Here is a 16,539-nt window from a genome sequence, read left to right as displayed (position 1 = left end):
ATGGGCGAGTTGCACCTGGACATCATCGTCGACCGCATGAAGCGCGAGTTCGGTGTCGAGGCCAACATCGGCAAGCCGCAGGTTGCCTACCGTGAGACCATCACCAAGGACAACGTGGAGATCGAAGGCAAGTTCGTTCGCCAGTCCGGTGGTCGCGGTCAGTTCGGTCATTGCTGGATCCGTTTCTCGGCCGCGGACGTGGACGAGAAGGGCAACATCACCGAAGGCCTGGTGTTCGAGAACGAAGTCGTGGGCGGTGTGGTTCCGAAGGAATACATCCCGGCGATCCAGAAGGGTATCGAAGAGCAGATGAAGAACGGCGTCGTTGCCGGCTATCCGCTCATCGGCCTGAAGGCTACCGTTTTCGATGGTTCCTACCATGACGTCGACTCCAACGAGATGGCGTTCAAGATCGCTGCTTCCATGGCGACCAAGCAGCTGGCCCAGAAGGGCGGCGGCAAGGTGCTCGAGCCGATCATGAAGGTAGAGGTGGTGACTCCTGAGGACTACATGGGTGACGTGATGGGCGACCTGAACCGTCGTCGTGGTCTGATTCAGGGGATGGAGGACACGGTTTCCGGTAAGGTTATTCGTGCCGAGGTTCCGCTGGGTGAGATGTTCGGTTATGCGACCGACGTGCGTTCCATGTCCCAGGGTCGCGCGAGCTACTCCATGGAATTCTCCAAATACGCCGAAGCTCCGTCGAACATCGTCGAAGCGCTGGTTAAAAAACAAGGTTGATTCAGCCCTTTAAGTAAGAGGTTTACTGTCGTGGCTAAGGAAAAATTCGAACGTAACAAACCGCACGTCAACGTCGGCACCATCGGTCACGTTGACCATGGCAAGACCACTCTGACCGCTGCACTGACCAAGGTCTGCTCCGACACCTGGGGTGGTTCTGCTCGTGCTTTCGATCAGATCGACAACGCGCCGGAAGAAAAGGCCCGCGGTATCACCATCAACACCTCGCACGTTGAATACGATTCCGCTGTTCGTCACTACGCTCACGTTGACTGCCCCGGTCACGCCGACTACGTGAAGAACATGATCACCGGTGCTGCCCAGATGGACGGCGCGATCCTGGTTTGCTCGGCTGCCGACGGCCCCATGCCGCAGACCCGCGAGCACATCCTGCTGTCCCGCCAGGTAGGCGTTCCCTACATCGTCGTGTTCCTGAACAAGGCTGACATGGTCGACGACGCCGAGCTGCTGGAACTGGTCGAGATGGAAGTTCGCGATCTGCTGAACACCTACGACTTCCCGGGCGACGACACTCCGATCATCATCGGTTCCGCGCTGATGGCGCTGGAAGGTAAAGATGACAACGGCATCGGCGTAAGCGCCGTGCAGAAGCTGGTAGAGACCCTGGACTCCTACATTCCGGAGCCGGTTCGTGCCATCGACCAGCCGTTCCTGATGCCGATCGAAGACGTGTTCTCGATCTCCGGCCGCGGTACCGTGGTAACCGGTCGTGTAGAGCGCGGCATCATCAAGGTCCAGGAAGAGGTGGAAATCGTCGGCATCAAGGCGACCACCAAGACCACCTGCACCGGCGTTGAAATGTTCCGCAAGCTGCTCGACGAAGGTCGTGCTGGTGAGAACGTTGGTATCCTGCTGCGCGGCACCAAGCGTGAAGACGTAGAGCGTGGCCAGGTACTGGCCAAGCCGGGCACCATCAAGCCGCACACCAAGTTCGAGTGCGAAGTGTACGTGCTGTCCAAGGAAGAAGGTGGTCGTCACACTCCGTTCTTCAAGGGCTACCGTCCGCAGTTCTACTTCCGTACCACCGACGTGACCGGTAACTGCGAGCTGCCGGAAGGCGTAGAGATGGTAATGCCGGGCGACAACATCAAGATGGTTGTCACCCTGATCGCTCCGATCGCCATGGAAGATGGCCTGCGCTTCGCGATCCGCGAAGGCGGCCGTACCGTTGGTGCCGGCGTGGTTGCCAAGATCATCGAATAATATCGGTTGATCTTCCCCTCTCAGGCCGGCATAATGGCCGGCCTGATTTTGCTTCAGGCCAGTAGCTCAATTGGCAGAGCGGCGGTCTCCAAAACCGCAGGTTGGGGGTTCGATTCCCTCCTGGCCTGCCAGATTTCCCAAGTAAATCTGGCTTTTCTTCACGAGATTCCTAACAGATGAATGCCAAGGCAGAAGCCAAAGAATCACGTTTTGATCTCTTGAAATGGCTCTTGGTTGCCGTTCTGGTTGTGGTTGCCGTTGTGGGCAATCAGTACTTTTCGGCTCAACCAATCCTGTATCGCGTTCTCGGTATTCTCGTTCTGGCGGTGATCGCTGCTTTCCTGGCTCTGCAAACGGCCAAGGGGCAGGCCTTCTTTAGTCTTGCTAAGGAAGCGCGCGTCGAGATTCGCAAGGTCGTATGGCCGAGTCGTCAAGAAACAACTCAGACCACGCTGATCGTGGTCGCGGTAGTGCTGGTAATGGCGCTGCTGCTGTGGGGGCTCGATTCCCTGCTGGGTTGGTTGGTTTCCATGATTGTAGGTTAAGGGTGCGCCGTGGCTAAGCGTTGGTACGTTGTGCATGCATACTCGGGCTACGAGAAGCATGTCATGCGCTCGCTGATCGAGCGTGTCAAGCTTGCTGGCATGGAAGAAGAGTTCGGCGAGATTCTGGTTCCCACCGAAGAAGTGGTGGAGATGCGGAACGGCCAGAAGCGCAAGAGCGAGCGCAAATTCTTCCCTGGCTATGTGCTGGTTCAGATGGAAATGAACGAAGGTACCTGGCACCTGGTGAAGGATACCCCGCGCGTCATGGGCTTCATCGGCGGGACTGCCGACAAGCCGGCTCCGATCACCGATCGTGAGGCTGATGCAATCCTGCGTCGCGTGGCCGATAGCGGCGACAAGCCCAAGCCGAAGACCCTGTTCGAGCCGGGCGAGACCGTTCGTGTCATCGATGGTCCTTTCGCCGACTTCAATGGTGTCGTCGAAGAAGTTAACTACGAGAAGAGCCGGATCCAAGTGGCCGTGCTCATCTTTGGCCGCTCTACCCCGGTGGAGCTGGAGTTCAGTCAGGTCGAAAAGGTCTAGCTGAAAACGCATCCCTCACCCCGCAGCCCAAGGCTGCGGGGTTTTGTCGTCACTGGGATAAACGCGAAAGCAACCGGGGAGCCTTCAGGCGCTTGTACCCGAATTTGGAGTAGCAAATGGCTAAGAAAATCCAGGCTTATATCAAGCTGCAAGTAAAGGCCGGTCAGGCCAACCCGTCGCCGCCGGTCGGCCCTGCCCTGGGTCAGCACGGCGTGAACATCATGGAATTCTGCAAGGCGTTCAACGCCAAGACCCAAGGCCAAGAGCCGGGCCTGCCGACTCCTGTGATCATCACCGTTTACAGCGACCGTAGCTTCACCTTCGAAACCAAGAGCACCCCGGCTGCCGTCCTGCTGAAAAAAGCAGCTGGCATCACCAGCGGCTCCGCTCGTCCGAACTCCCAGAAAGTCGGCACCGTTACCCGTGCCCAGCTGGAAGAGATCGCCAAGACCAAGCAGGCTGACCTGACCGCTGCTGATCTGGACGCTGCTGTACGTACCATCGCTGGCTCCGCGCGCAGCATGGGCCTGAACGTGGAGGGTGTGTAATGGCTAAGCTGACCAAGCGCCAGAAGGCGATTGCCGAGAAAGTAGTTGCCGGCAAGCAGTACAGCTTCGAAGAGGCCGCCAAGCTGCTGGCCGAGCTGTCCACCATCAAGTTCAAGGAGTCCGTGGACGTTGCCGTGAACCTCGGCGTCGATCCGCGTAAATCCGACCAGGTCGTTCGTGGCGCCACCGTCCTGCCGAACGGCACCGGCAAGAGCGTCCGCGTTGCCGTCTTCACCCAGGGTCCGGCTGCCGAAGCCGCTCTGGCTGCCGGCGCCGACAAGGTGGGTATGGACGAGCTGGCTGCCGAAATGAAAGGCGGCGACCTGAACTACGACGTCGTCATCGCTTCCCCGGATGCCATGCGTGTCGTCGGTCAGCTGGGCCAGATCCTCGGCCCGCGTGGTCTGATGCCGAACCCGAAAGTCGGCACCGTGACTCCGGACGTCGCTACCGCCGTGAAGAATGCCAAGGCTGGTCAGGTACGTTTCCGTACCGACAAGAACGGCATCATCCACAGCTCCGTCGGTAAGGTCGATTTCGAACCGGCCAAGCTGCAGCAGAACGTTGAAGCACTGCTGGCTGACCTGAAGCGCCTGAAGCCGTCCTCGTCGAAAGGCGTGTACGTCAAGCGCGTGACCCTGAGCACCACCATGGGTCCGGGCCTGCAGATCGACCTGGCTTCCCTGGAAGCCTAAGTGAAATCGTGCAGCGGGTTCTGCCCGCTGCACAGGTATTGGGGTCCCTGCCTGGCGGGGGCTATCCAAGACCGTAGGTGGCGCAAGCCTTAAACCACAAGCCTACGCAGATGGTGCTCCCGATTCGGTTACCGAATCAGACACCAAAACGACGTCCGGCCCCGGCTGGACGAAACGGTAACATCCAGGAGTAAACCCGTGGCAATTAAACTCGAAGACAAGAAGGCCATCGTCGCTGAAGTCAACGAGGCTGCCAAAGCTGCCCTGTCCGCTGTCGTGGCCGATGCCCGTGGCGTGACCGTAGGCGCCATGACCGGACTCCGTAAAGAGGCCCGCGAAGCTGGTGTGTACGTGAAAGTCGTACGTAACACCCTGCTCAAGCGCGCCGTTGAAGGCACCCAGTTCGACGTGCTCAACGACGTGTTCAAAGGCCCGACCCTGATCGCTTTCTCCAACGAACATCCGGGCGCTGCCGCTCGTATCTTCCGTGAGTTCGCCAAGGGTCAGGACAAGTTCGAGATCAAGGCGGCTGCCTTCGAGGGTCAGTTCCTCGCAGCCAATCAGATCGACGTACTGGCAAGCCTGCCGACCTACGACGAAGCCGTATCGCAGCTGATGAGCGTGATTCAGGGCGCTACCAGCAAGCTGGCTCGTACTCTGGCGGCCATTCGCGACCAGAAAGAAGCTGCTGCCGCCTAAGTCGGCTCGCAAGCGCTTTCAATCTTATTTGTTTAATACGATGGCCGCAGGCCGTCCCCCAATACAGGAATTAGAGTCATGGCTCTGACCAACGAAGACATCATCAACGCCGTATCCGAAATGTCCGTCATGCAAGTGGTCGAACTGATCAAGGCGATGGAAGAGAAGTTCGGCGTTACCGCTGCTGCCGCTACCGTTGCCGCTGCTGGCCCGGCTGCTGCCGCTGCCGAAGAGCAGACCGAGTTCACCATCGTCCTGGCCGAAGCTGGCGACAAGAAAGTGAACGTGATCAAGGTCGTTCGCGAACTGACCGGTCTGGGTCTGAAAGAAGCCAAGGCTGTCGTAGACGGCGCTCCGGGCGTGGTGAAGGAAGGCGCTTCGAAAGAAGAAGCCGAAGCCGCCAAGAAAGCCCTGGAAGAAGCAGGCGCCAAAGTCGAGCTCAAGTAAGCGACGACCTTGCGTCTACAGCCCGAGCGTCAAGCGAAAGGCTGATGGCTGGTGGCTTTTGCCACCGGCCTTTTTCCGTTATGGGTGGACTCGCCTCGGGCGTTCCACCCACGACGTGAAAGTGCCCCGAGTGGGCAATGCAGGCCAAGGGGTCTGCAAGATTTTCCGGCTGCTCCCGTCGGAGACGCCAAACAAGCAGGTGACCAAGCTGGGGAACGCTGATGGCTTACTCATACACTGAGAAAAAACGTATCCGCAAGGACTTTAGCAAGTTGCCGGACGTCATGGATGTGCCGTATTTGCTGGCCATCCAGCTGGATTCCTATCGCGAATTCCTGCAGGCTGGCGCAACCAAGGAGCAGTTCCGCGATATCGGTCTGCACGCGGCCTTCAAGTCCGTTTTCCCGATTATCAGCTATTCCGGCAATGCTGCCCTGGAATACGTCGGCTACCGTCTGGGTGAGCCGGCATTCGATGTCAAGGAGTGCGTGCTGCGCGGCGTGACCTTCGCCGTACCGCTGCGCGTGAAAGTTCGCCTGATCATCTTCGACCGCGAGTCGTCGAACAAGGCGATCAAGGACATCAAGGAACAAGAAGTCTACATGGGGGAAATCCCCCTGATGACCGAGAACGGTACCTTCATCATCAACGGTACCGAGCGTGTCATCGTCTCCCAGCTGCACCGTTCCCCGGGCGTGTTCTTCGACCACGACCGTGGCAAGACCCACAGCTCCGGCAAGCTGCTGTACTCCGCGCGGATCATTCCTTACCGCGGTTCCTGGCTGGACTTCGAGTTCGATCCGAAGGACTGCGTGTTCGTCCGTATCGACCGTCGCCGCAAGCTGCCGGCCTCGGTACTGCTGCGCGCGCTCGGCTACAGCACCGAAGAGATCCTCAACGCCTTCTACGCGACCAACGTCTTCCACATCAAGGGCGAGACCCTGAACCTGGAACTGGTCCCGCAGCGTCTGCGCGGTGAAGTCGCGAGCATCGACATCAAGGATGGCAGCGGCAAGGTGATCGTGGAGCAGGGGCGTCGTATCACTGCCCGCCACATCAACCAGCTGGAAAAGGCTGGCGTGAGCCAGCTGGAAGTGCCGTTCGACTACCTGATCGGCCGTACCATCGCCAAGGCGATCGTGCATCCGGCTACCGGCGAGATCATCGCCGAGTGCAACACCGAGCTGACCCTCGACCTCCTGGCCAAGGTGGCCAAGGCCCAGGTCGTGCGCATCGAGACTCTGTACACCAACGACATCGACTGCGGTCCGTTCATCTCCGACACCCTGAAGATCGACAACACCAGCAACCAGCTGGAAGCCCTGGTCGAAATCTACCGGATGATGCGTCCGGGCGAGCCGCCGACCAAGGAAGCTGCCGAGACCCTGTTCGGCAACCTGTTCTTCAGCGCCGAGCGTTACGACCTGTCGGCCGTGGGCCGGATGAAGTTCAACCGCCGTATCGGTCGTACCGAGATCGAAGGTCCGGGCGTCCTGAGCAAGGAAGACATCATCGATGTGCTCAAGACCCTCGTCGACATCCGTAACGGCAAGGGCATCGTCGATGACATCGACCACCTGGGCAACCGTCGCGTCCGTTGCGTCGGCGAAATGGCCGAGAACCAGTTCCGCGTGGGCCTGGTGCGCGTCGAGCGCGCGGTCAAGGAACGCCTGTCCATGGCCGAAAGCGAAGGCCTGATGCCGCAGGACCTGATCAACGCCAAGCCGGTGGCTGCCGCGATCAAGGAGTTCTTCGGTTCGAGCCAGCTGTCGCAGTTCATGGACCAGAACAACCCGCTTTCCGAGATCACCCACAAGCGCCGCGTCTCCGCGCTCGGCCCGGGCGGTCTGACCCGTGAGCGTGCGGGCTTCGAGGTTCGTGACGTACACCCGACCCACTACGGCCGCGTGTGCCCGATCGAAACCCCTGAAGGTCCGAACATCGGTCTGATCAACTCCCTGGCGACCTACGCCCGCACCAACAAGTACGGCTTCCTCGAGAGCCCGTACCGCGTAGTCAAGGACAGCCTGGTAACCGACGAGATCGTGTTCCTGTCGGCGATCGAAGAAGCCGACCACGTCATTGCCCAGGCTTCGGCGACCCTCAACGAGAAGGGTCAACTGGTGGACGAACTGGTGGCCGTGCGTCACCTGAACGAATTCACCGTGAAGGCGCCGGAAGACGTGACCCTGATGGACGTGTCGCCGAAGCAGGTCGTTTCCGTAGCTGCCTCGCTGATTCCGTTCCTCGAGCACGATGACGCCAACCGCGCACTCATGGGCTCGAACATGCAGCGTCAGGCCGTGCCGACCCTGCGTGCCGACAAGCCGCTGGTGGGTACCGGCATGGAGCGCAACGTGGCGCGCGACTCCGGCGTCTGCGTCGTGGCTCGCCGTGGTGGTGTGATCGACTCGGTCGATGCCAGCCGTGTCGTGGTTCGCGTGGCGGATGACGAGGTCGAGACCGGCGAAGCGGGTGTCGACATCTACAACCTGACCAAGTACACCCGTTCCAACCAGAACACCTGCATCAACCAGCGTCCGCTGGTGAGCAAGGGTGACGTGGTTGCGCGCGGCGACATCCTGGCCGACGGTCCGTCCACCGACATGGGCGAACTGGCCCTGGGCCAGAACATGCGCGTAGCGTTCATGCCCTGGAACGGCTTCAACTTCGAAGACTCCATCTGCCTGTCCGAGCGCGTGGTCCAGGAAGATCGTTTCACCACGATCCACATCCAGGAACTGACCTGCGTCGCTCGTGACACCAAGCTCGGCCCAGAGGAAATCACCGCGGACATCCCGAACGTGGGCGAGGCCGCGCTGAACAAGCTGGACGAAGCCGGTATCGTCTACGTCGGCGCCGAAGTGCAGGCCGGCGACATCCTGGTCGGCAAGGTCACTCCGAAAGGCGAGACCCAGCTGACTCCGGAAGAGAAGCTGCTGCGCGCGATCTTCGGTGAGAAGGCGTCCGACGTGAAGGACACCTCCCTGCGTGTGCCGACCGGCACCAAGGGTACCGTCATCGACGTTCAGGTCTTCACCCGCGACGGCGTCGAGCGCGACTCCCGCGCTCTGTCCATCGAGAAGATGCAACTCGACCAGATCCGCAAGGACCTGAACGAAGAGTTCCGCATCGTCGAAGGCGCGACCTTCGAGCGTCTGCGTGCCGCCCTGGTCGGTGCCAAGGCTGAAGGTGGCCCGGCGCTGAAGAAGGGTACGGAGATCACCGACGACTACCTCGACGGCCTCGAGCGCGGCCAGTGGTTCAAGCTGCGCATGGCCGACGACGCCCTGAACGAACAGCTGGAGAAGGCCCAGGCCTACATCAGCGATCGTCGCCAGCTCCTGGACGACAAGTTCGAGGACAAGAAGCGCAAGCTGCAGCAGGGCGACGACTTGGCTCCGGGCGTGCTGAAGATCGTCAAGGTCTACCTGGCGATCAAGCGTCGCATCCAGCCGGGCGACAAGATGGCCGGCCGTCACGGTAACAAGGGTGTGGTCTCGGTGATCATGCCGGTGGAAGACATGCCGCACGATGCCAACGGCACCCCGGTCGACATCGTCCTCAACCCGTTGGGCGTACCGTCGCGTATGAACGTCGGCCAGATCCTCGAAACCCACCTGGGCCTCGCGGCCAAGGGGCTGGGCGAGAAGATCAACCGCATGCTCGAAGAGCAGCGCAAGGTCGCCGAACTGCGTAAGTTCCTGCACGAGATCTACAACGAGATCGGCGGTCGCGAGGAAAACCTCGACGAGCTGGGCGACAACGAGATCCTCGCGCTGGCCAAGAACCTGCGCGGTGGCGTACCGATGGCGACCCCGGTGTTCGATGGCGCCAAGGAACGCGAGATCAAGGCCATGCTGAAGCTGGCCGACCTGCCGGAAAGCGGCCAGATGCGTCTGTTCGACGGCCGTACCGGCAACCAGTTCGAGCGTCCGACCACCGTCGGCTACATGTACATGCTCAAGCTGAACCACCTGGTGGACGACAAGATGCACGCCCGTTCCACCGGCTCGTACAGCCTGGTTACCCAGCAGCCGCTGGGTGGTAAGGCACAGTTCGGTGGTCAGCGCTTCGGTGAGATGGAGGTGTGGGCGCTGGAAGCCTATGGCGCGGCGTACACCCTGCAGGAAATGCTGACGGTCAAGTCGGACGACGTGAACGGCCGGACCAAGATGTACAAGAACATCGTGGACGGCGATCACCGCATGGAGGCCGGCATGCCCGAGTCCTTCAACGTTCTGATCAAAGAGATCCGTTCGCTCGGCATCGACATCGAACTGGAAACCGAATAACACGTGACGCTAGACGGTGCGGCTGGTCAAGGCCGGTCGCACCGGGTCCGTGAGGAGGAAAGGCCTTGAAAGACTTGCTTAATCTGTTGAAAAACCAGGGTCAAATCGAAGAGTTCGATGCCATCCGTATTGGCCTGGCTTCGCCCGAGATGATTCGTTCCTGGTCTTTCGGCGAAGTTAAAAAGCCGGAAACCATCAACTACCGTACCTTCAAGCCGGAGCGCGACGGCCTGTTCTGCGCCAAGATCTTCGGCCCGGTGAAGGACTACGAGTGCCTGTGCGGCAAGTACAAGCGCCTCAAGCACCGCGGTGTGATCTGCGAGAAGTGCGGCGTGGAAGTCGCCCTGGCCAAGGTGCGCCGCGAGCGCATGGGCCACATCGAGCTGGCTTCGCCGGTTGCCCACATCTGGTTCCTGAAGTCGCTGCCGTCCCGTATCGGCCTGCTGCTGGACATGACCCTGCGCGATATCGAGCGCGTGCTCTATTTCGAGAGCTACGTGGTGATCGATCCGGGCATGACCACTCTGGAAAAGGGCCAACTGCTGAACGACGAGCAATACTTCGAGGCCCTCGAAGAGTTCGGTGACGATTTCGATGCTCGCATGGGCGCCGAAGCCGTTCACGAACTGCTCAACGCCATCGACCTGGAGCACGAGATCGGCCGCCTGCGCGAAGAGATTCCGCAGACCAACTCGGAAACCAAGATCAAGAAGCTGTCCAAGCGCCTGAAGCTGATGGAAGCCTTCCAGGGCTCCGGCAACAAGCCTGAGTGGATGGTCCTGACCGTCCTGCCGGTGCTGCCGCCGGACCTGCGTCCGCTGGTTCCGCTGGATGGCGGTCGCTTCGCGACTTCCGACCTGAACGACCTATATCGTCGGGTGATCAACCGTAACAACCGTCTGAAGCGCCTGCTCGACCTGGCCGCTCCGGACATCATCGTGCGCAACGAAAAGCGCATGCTGCAGGAAGCCGTCGACGCCCTGCTCGACAACGGCCGTCGCGGTCGCGCCATCACCGGCTCGAACAAGCGTCCGCTGAAGTCGCTGGCCGACATGATCAAGGGCAAGCAAGGTCGCTTCCGTCAGAACCTGCTCGGCAAGCGCGTGGACTACTCCGGTCGTTCCGTGATCACCGTGGGCCCGACCCTGCGCCTGCACCAGTGCGGTCTGCCGAAGAAGATGGCCCTGGAGCTGTTCAAGCCGTTCATCTTCGGCAAGCTGGAAGGTCGTGGCATGGCCACCACCATCAAGGCCGCCAAGAAAATGGTCGAGCGCGAGCTGCCCGAGGTCTGGGACGTTCTCGCCGAAGTTATCCGCGAGCATCCGGTTCTCCTGAACCGTGCGCCGACCCTGCACCGTCTGGGCATCCAGGCGTTCGAGCCGGTCCTCATCGAAGGCAAGGCGATCCAGCTGCACCCGCTGGTCTGCGCCGCGTACAACGCCGACTTCGACGGTGACCAGATGGCCGTCCACGTTCCGCTGACCCTCGAGGCCCAGCTGGAAGCGCGCGCGCTGATGATGTCCACCAACAACATCCTGTCGCCCGCCAACGGCGAGCCGATCATCGTTCCGTCGCAGGACGTGGTAATGGGTCTGTACTACATGACCCGTGAAGCGATCAACGCGAAGGGCGAGGGCATGGCCTTCGCCGACCTGCAGGAAGTCGACCGCGCCTACCGCAGCGGCCAGGCGTCCCTGCACGCTCGTGTGAAAGTGCGCATCAACGAAAAGATCAAGGGTGAAGACGGCCAACTGACCGCCAATACCCGTATCGTCGACACCACCGTCGGCCGCGCGCTGCTGTTCCAGGTCGTTCCGGCCGGCCTGCCGTTCGACGTGGTCAACCAGTCGATGAAGAAGAAGGCGATCTCCAAGCTGATCAACCACTGCTATCGCGTGGTGGGTCTGAAGGACACCGTCATCTTCGCCGACCAGCTGATGTACACCGGTTTCGCCTACTCGACCATTTCCGGCGTGTCCATCGGCGTCAACGACTTCGTCATCCCGGACGAAAAGGCGCGGATCATCAACGCCGCCACCGACGAAGTGAAGGAGATCGAGAGCCAGTACGCCTCCGGCCTGGTAACCCAGGGCGAGAAGTACAACAAGGTGATCGACCTGTGGTCGAAGGCCAACGACGAAGTGTCCAAGGCGATGATGGCCAACCTCTCGAAAGAGAAGGTCGTCGATCGCGAGGGCAAGGAAGTCGATCAGGAGTCCTTCAACTCCATGTACATGATGGCTGACTCGGGTGCGCGGGGCTCCGCGGCCCAGATCCGTCAGCTGGCAGGTATGCGTGGTCTGATGGCCAAGCCGGACGGCTCGATCATCGAGACCCCGATCACCGCGAACTTCCGGGAAGGCCTGAACGTACTCCAGTACTTCATCTCCACCCACGGTGCTCGTAAGGGTCTGGCGGATACCGCGCTGAAGACCGCGAACTCCGGTTACCTGACCCGTCGTCTGGTCGACGTGGCCCAGGATCTGGTAGTGACCGAGATCGATTGCGGTACCGAGCACGGCCTGCTGATGTCGCCGCACATCGAAGGCGGCGACGTGGTCGAACCGCTCGGCGAGCGCGTGCTCGGCCGTGTGATCGCGCGCGACGTGTTCAAGCCGGGCAGCGACGAGGTCATCGTGCCGGCCGGCACCCTGATCGACGAGAAGTGGGTCGACTTCCTCGAAGTGATGAGCGTCGACGAAGTGGTGGTGCGTTCCCCGATCACCTGCGAAACCCGTCATGGCATCTGCGCCATGTGCTACGGCCGCGACCTGGCCCGTGGCCATCGCGTCAACATCGGCGAGGCGGTCGGTGTCATCGCTGCCCAGTCCATCGGTGAGCCGGGCACCCAGCTGACCATGCGTACCTTCCACATCGGCGGTGCGGCCAGCCGGACCTCCGCGGCCGACAACGTCCAGGTGAAGAACGGCGGTACCATCCGCCTGCACAACCTGAAGCATGTGGTTCGTGCCGACGGCGCGCTGGTCGCGGTTTCCCGTTCCGGCGAACTGGCGGTTGCCGACGACTTCGGTCGCGAGCGCGAGCGCTACAAGCTGCCGTACGGTGCGGTGATCTCGGTCAAGGAAGGTGACAAGGTCGACCCGGGCGCCATCGTCGCCAAGTGGGACCCGCACACCCACCCGATCGTCACCGAGGTGGACGGTACCGTGGCCTTCGTGGGCATGGAAGAGGGCATCACCGTCAAGCGTCAGACCGACGAACTGACCGGCCTGACCAACATCGAAGTGATGGATCCGAAGGACCGTCCGGCTGCCGGCAAGGACATCCGTCCGGCCGTGAAGCTGATCGATGCCGCGGGCAAGGACCTGCTGCTGCCGGGTACCGACGTACCGGCGCAGTACTTCCTGCCGGCCAACGCCCTGGTCAACCTGACCGACGGCGCCAAGGTGAGCATCGGTGACGTTGTCGCGCGTATCCCGCAGGAAACCTCGAAGACCCGTGACATCACCGGTGGTCTGCCGCGCGTTGCCGACCTGTTCGAGGCTCGTCGTCCGAAAGAGCCTTCGATCCTGGCGGAAATCAGCGGCACCATCTCCTTCGGCAAGGAGACCAAGGGCAAGCGCCGCCTGGTCATCACGCCGAACGATGGCAGCGATCCGTACGAGGAGCTGATTCCGAAGTGGCGTCACCTGAACGTGTTCGAAGGCGAACAGGTGAACCGCGGCGAAGTCATCTCCGACGGTCCGAGCAACCCGCACGACATCCTGCGCCTGCTGGGCGTGAGCTCGCTGGCGAAGTACATCGTCAACGAGATCCAGGACGTCTACCGTCTGCAGGGCGTGAAAATCAACGACAAGCACATCGAGACCATCCTGCGTCAGATGCTGCGCAAGGTCGAAGTCAGTGAGTCCGGCGACTCCAGCTTCATCAAAGGCGACCAGGTGGAACTCACCCAGGTGCTGGAAGAGAACGAACAGCTCGGTACCGAGGACAAGTTCCCGGCCAAGTACGAGCGGGTTCTGCTGGGTATCACCAAGGCCTCCCTGTCGACCGAGTCGTTCATTTCCGCGGCGTCGTTCCAGGAGACCACCCGCGTCCTCACCGAGGCGGCGGTCACCGGCAAGCGCGACTTCCTGCGTGGTCTGAAAGAGAACGTGGTCGTGGGTCGCCTGATCCCGGCCGGTACCGGTCTGGCTTACCACAGCGAGCGCAAGCGTCAGCGCGACCTCGGCAAGCCGCAGCGTGTGAGTGCCAGCGAGGCGGAAGCCGCACTGACCGAAGCGCTGAACTCGAGCGGTAACTAAGCATCAACGACAAGCCCCGGCTATCCCGATAGCCGGGGCTTTGTCTTGACGGTGTACAAGAACCTCTTTACTATTTTGTACCCCGAAAATTGGCAGGGCGCACGCTCTGTCATTTCGTTTGTGTGTCGTAAGACAATCAGTGGAGCTATAGATGGCAACTATCAACCAGCTGGTGCGTAAGCCGCGCAAGCGCATGGTCGACAAGAGCGACGTGCCTGCGCTGCAAAACTGCCCGCAACGTCGTGGCGTATGCACCCGCGTATACACCACCACGCCGAAAAAGCCGAACTCGGCACTGCGTAAGGTATGCCGTGTACGTCTGACCAACGGTTTCGAGGTTTCCTCGTACATCGGTGGTGAAGGTCACAACCTGCAAGAGCACAGCGTAGTGCTGATCCGTGGCGGTCGTGTAAAGGACCTTCCGGGTGTGCGTTACCACACCGTGCGCGGTTCGCTGGACACCTCGGGTGTCAAAGACCGTAAGCAGGGTCGTTCGAAGTACGGCGCCAAGCGTCCGAAGTAATAGCGTTTTTATATTTATCTGAGTCGATAAGAGTAAGGTCGGGCGTAACTTGACTGTTATGGTCCCGGGCTAACCTGAAGACCGTTTGAGGGCTTATCAATGCCAAGACGTCGTGTAGCGGCCAAGCGTGAAGTGCTGGCTGATCCGAAATACGGAAGCCAGATCCTGGCCAAGTTCATGAACCACGTGATGGAAAGCGGCAAGAAAGCCGTTGCCGAGCGTATCGTTTACGGTGCGCTGGACAAGGTGAAGGAACGCGGCAAGGCCGATCCCCTGGAAACCTTCGAAAAAGCTCTCGATGCCATCGCTCCGCTGGTCGAAGTGAAGTCCCGCCGCGTAGGTGGTGCGACTTACCAGGTTCCGGTCGAAGTCCGTCCGTCCCGTCGTAATGCCCTGGCCATGCGTTGGCTGGTGGACTTCGCCCGCAAGCGTGGCGAGAAGTCCATGGCTCTGCGCCTGGCTGGCGAGCTGCTGGATGCCGCTGAAGGCAAGGGCGCAGCAGTCAAGAAGCGTGAAGACGTGCACCGTATGGCAGAGGCCAACAAGGCCTTCTCGCACTACCGGTTCTAATCGCGCTGCCCAACCCCCGAGGACCTTATTGTGGCCCGTACTACACCCATCAACCGCTACCGTAATATCGGTATCTGTGCCCACGTTGACGCGGGCAAGACCACCACCACGGAGCGGGTTCTGTTCTATACCGGCGTCAACCACAAGCTGGGCGAAGTGCATGACGGCGCTGCGACCACCGACTGGATGGTGCAGGAGCAGGAGCGCGGTATCACCATTACCTCCGCTGCCGTTACCACCTTCTGGAAGGGCTCGCGTGGTCAGTACGACAACTATCGCGTAAACGTCATCGACACCCCCGGCCACGTAGACTTCACCATCGAGGTGGAGCGTTCCCTGCGTGTGCTGGATGGCGCTGTCGTGGTGTTCTGTGGCACCTCCGGCGTAGAGCCGCAGTCGGAAACCGTATGGCGTCAGGCCAACAAGTACGGCGTACCGCGCATCGTCTACGTCAACAAGATGGACCGCCAGGGCGCGAACTTCCTGCGCGTCGTCGAGCAGATCAAGAAGCGCCTGGGTCATACCCCGGTTCCGGTCCAGCTCGCCATCGGCGCTGAAGAGAACTTCGTCGGTCAGGTCGACCTGATCAAGATGAAGGCCATCTACTGGAACGATGACGACAAGGGCATGACCTACCGCGAGGAAGAAATTCCTGCGGAGCTCAAGGACCTGGCCGAAGAGTGGCGTTCCAGCATGGTCGAGGCTGCGGCCGAAGCCAACGAAGAGCTGATGAACAAGTACCTCGAAGAGGGCGAGCTCTCCGAAGCCGAGATCAAGGAAGGCCTGCGTCTGCGCACCCTGGCGTGCGAGATCGTTCCGGCCGTCTGCGGTTCCTCGTTCAAGAACAAGGGCGTTCCGCTGGTTCTCGATGCCGTCATCGACTACCTCCCGGCTCCGACCGAGATCCCTGCGATCAAGGGCGTCAGCCCGGACGACGAGACCGTCGAAGACGAGCGTCATGCCGACGACAACGAACCGTTCTCGTCCCTGGCGTTCAAGATCGCTACCGACCCGTTCGTCGGTACCCTGACCTTCGCCCGCGTTTACTCCGGCGTCCTGAGTTCCGGCGACTCCGTCCTGAACTCGGTGAAAGGCAAGAAAGAGCGCGTCGGTCGGATGGTGCAGATGCACGCCAACCAGCGTGAAGAGATCAAGGAAGTGCGCGCAGGCGACATCGCTGCCCTGATCGGCATGAAGGACGTCACCACCGGTGACACCCTGTGCTCGATCGAGAAGCCGATCATCCTCGAGCGCATGGACTTCCCCGAGCCGGTAATCTCGGTCGCTGTAGAGCCGAAGACCAAGGCTGACCAGGAGAAGATGGGTATCGCCCTCGGCAAGCTGGCCCAGGAAGACCCGTCGTTCCGTGTCAAGACCGACGAAGAGTCCGGTCAGACCATCATCTCCGGCATGGGCGAGTTGCACCTGGACATCATCGTCGACC

At 60.8% G+C, this 16,539-nt stretch carries 12 protein-coding genes, 1 tRNA gene and 1 pseudogene; all 14 read left to right on the top strand.

The genetic code is table 11. From position 1 onward, the window contains the following. A pseudogene (gene fusA / locus HMPREF2581_RS04870) lies at positions 1–741 on the top strand (elongation factor G); the annotation flags it as partial. A 30-nt stretch (positions 742–771) separates the two neighbouring features. Next, positions 772–1,965: an elongation factor Tu gene (gene tuf / locus HMPREF2581_RS04865; RefSeq protein WP_003115146.1), complete on the top strand. Its 1,194-nt coding sequence runs from the start codon at positions 772–774 to the stop codon at positions 1,963–1,965. 55 nt (positions 1,966–2,020) lie between these two features. Beyond that, a tRNA-Trp gene (locus HMPREF2581_RS04860) sits at positions 2,021–2,096 on the top strand. A gap of 45 nt (positions 2,097–2,141) precedes the next feature. After that, entirely contained in the window at positions 2,142–2,510 is a 369-nt protein-coding gene (gene secE / locus HMPREF2581_RS04855) for a preprotein translocase subunit SecE (RefSeq protein WP_003108030.1), read from the top strand. Positions 2,511–2,519: 9 nt separating this feature from the next. Then, entirely contained in the window at positions 2,520–3,053 is a 534-nt protein-coding gene (nusG, locus tag HMPREF2581_RS04850; protein ID WP_003108028.1) for a transcription termination/antitermination protein NusG, read from the top strand. 116 nt (positions 3,054–3,169) lie between these two features. Next, the gene (gene rplK, locus HMPREF2581_RS04845) at positions 3,170–3,601 is read left to right on the top strand and encodes a 50S ribosomal protein L11 (RefSeq protein WP_003093751.1); all 432 of its coding nucleotides are present in this window, start codon (positions 3,170–3,172) and stop codon (positions 3,599–3,601) included. After that, a complete protein-coding gene (gene rplA / locus HMPREF2581_RS04840; protein ID WP_003093749.1) occupies positions 3,601–4,296 on the top strand; it encodes a 50S ribosomal protein L1 in 696 nt (231 codons plus the stop codon). Before rplK ends, rplA begins: the two co-directional genes overlap by 1 nt. Positions 4,297–4,494: 198 nt before the next feature. Continuing rightward, the gene (rplJ, locus tag HMPREF2581_RS04835; protein WP_003093748.1) at positions 4,495–4,995 is read left to right on the top strand and encodes a 50S ribosomal protein L10; all 501 of its coding nucleotides are present in this window, start codon (positions 4,495–4,497) and stop codon (positions 4,993–4,995) included. A 78-nt stretch (positions 4,996–5,073) separates the two neighbouring features. Further along, positions 5,074–5,442 carry a 50S ribosomal protein L7/L12 gene (gene rplL, locus HMPREF2581_RS04830; RefSeq protein WP_003093747.1) on the top strand — a complete coding sequence of 123 codons (369 nt, stop codon included), beginning with the start codon at positions 5,074–5,076 and terminating at the stop codon, positions 5,440–5,442. Between the two features lie 221 nt (positions 5,443–5,663). After that, on the top strand, positions 5,664–9,737 hold the full coding sequence (gene rpoB, locus HMPREF2581_RS04825; RefSeq protein WP_003093746.1) for a DNA-directed RNA polymerase subunit beta: 4,074 nt from the start codon (positions 5,664–5,666) through the stop codon (positions 9,735–9,737). A gap of 65 nt (positions 9,738–9,802) precedes the next feature. Then, positions 9,803–14,002, top strand: a complete 4,200-nt coding sequence (gene rpoC / locus HMPREF2581_RS04820) for a DNA-directed RNA polymerase subunit beta' (RefSeq protein WP_003093745.1) — start codon at positions 9,803–9,805, stop codon at positions 14,000–14,002. 151 nt (positions 14,003–14,153) lie between these two features. Then, complete coding sequence (gene rpsL / locus HMPREF2581_RS04815) at positions 14,154–14,525, top strand: 30S ribosomal protein S12 (RefSeq protein WP_003093744.1); 372 nt, start codon at positions 14,154–14,156, stop codon at positions 14,523–14,525. Positions 14,526–14,624: 99 nt separating this feature from the next. Then, positions 14,625–15,095, top strand: coding sequence for a 30S ribosomal protein S7 (gene rpsG / locus HMPREF2581_RS04810; protein WP_003093742.1), 471 nt, complete (start codon positions 14,625–14,627; stop codon positions 15,093–15,095). Positions 15,096–15,125: 30 nt separating this feature from the next. Continuing rightward, a partial coding sequence (gene fusA, locus HMPREF2581_RS04805) for an elongation factor G (protein ID WP_049262930.1) occupies positions 15,126–16,539 on the top strand: 1,414 nt, incomplete at its 3' end.

The organism is Pseudomonas sp. HMSC057H01 (assembly GCF_001836405.1).
Classification (GTDB): Bacteria; Pseudomonadota; Gammaproteobacteria; order Pseudomonadales; family Pseudomonadaceae; genus Pseudomonas; species Pseudomonas aeruginosa.
This window is presented reverse-complemented; position numbering and strand designations above follow the sequence as displayed.

What these genes read in the sequence shown, in the direction of transcription:
- secE (WP_003108030.1), top strand. Translation starts at nt 2,142, where the DNA reads ATGAATGCCAAGGCAGAAGCCAAAGAATCACGTTTTGATCTCTTGAAA.
- rplK (WP_003093751.1), top strand. Translation starts at nt 3,170, where the DNA reads ATGGCTAAGAAAATCCAGGCTTATATCAAGCTGCAAGTAAAGGCCGGT.
- rplA (WP_003093749.1), top strand. Translation starts at nt 3,601, where the DNA reads ATGGCTAAGCTGACCAAGCGCCAGAAGGCGATTGCCGAGAAAGTAGTT.
- rplL (WP_003093747.1), top strand. Translation starts at nt 5,074, where the DNA reads ATGGCTCTGACCAACGAAGACATCATCAACGCCGTATCCGAAATGTCC.
- rpoB (WP_003093746.1), top strand. Translation starts at nt 5,664, where the DNA reads ATGGCTTACTCATACACTGAGAAAAAACGTATCCGCAAGGACTTTAGC.
- rpsL (WP_003093744.1), top strand. Translation starts at nt 14,154, where the DNA reads ATGGCAACTATCAACCAGCTGGTGCGTAAGCCGCGCAAGCGCATGGTC.
- rpsG (WP_003093742.1), top strand. Translation starts at nt 14,625, where the DNA reads ATGCCAAGACGTCGTGTAGCGGCCAAGCGTGAAGTGCTGGCTGATCCG.